The sequence below is a fragment of the Flavobacterium aerium genome (genome assembly GCF_030766725.1).
In the GTDB taxonomy this organism is placed as follows: domain Bacteria; phylum Bacteroidota; class Bacteroidia; order Flavobacteriales; family Flavobacteriaceae; genus Flavobacterium; species Flavobacterium aerium.
Map to the genome: position 1 here is coordinate 1 of NZ_JARQWR010000048.1, position 369 is coordinate 369.

At 36.0% G+C, this 369-nt stretch carries 1 pseudogene; it reads right to left on the bottom strand.

Going from position 1 to position 369, the window contains the following annotated elements:
* Nucleotides 1–369 (bottom strand): annotated as a pseudogene (locus tag P6733_RS17930) (hypothetical protein); the annotation flags it as partial.

Genomic DNA, 369 nt, shown 5'->3' on the forward strand with positions numbered 1-369 from the left:
ATGATCGGTATAATTGAATACATAATTATAACTCCCTTGGGTATAATTGACATAACCCTCCGCATGCGGGAAGAATTTCAAGGTATTGTTGTAATACTGAAATCCCTGAGAATAATCCGTTTTTGCCGGTACACCATTTTCGGTTACGACCTTTTGGATTTTAGTTCCATCGCCCGTATAAAGATATTCAATTTGGTTTCCATTTGCAAAAATAATATTCGTGGGTAAATTCAGATGGTTGTAAAAAATCGTTTTAATTTCTTTATTATCATCGCGAATCAAATTACCATTGGCATCATATTTATAATCATCTTCTGGATCCGTAATACCGTTACTGTCGTCCTTGAATCCCGCCGGATTGTTGGAGGT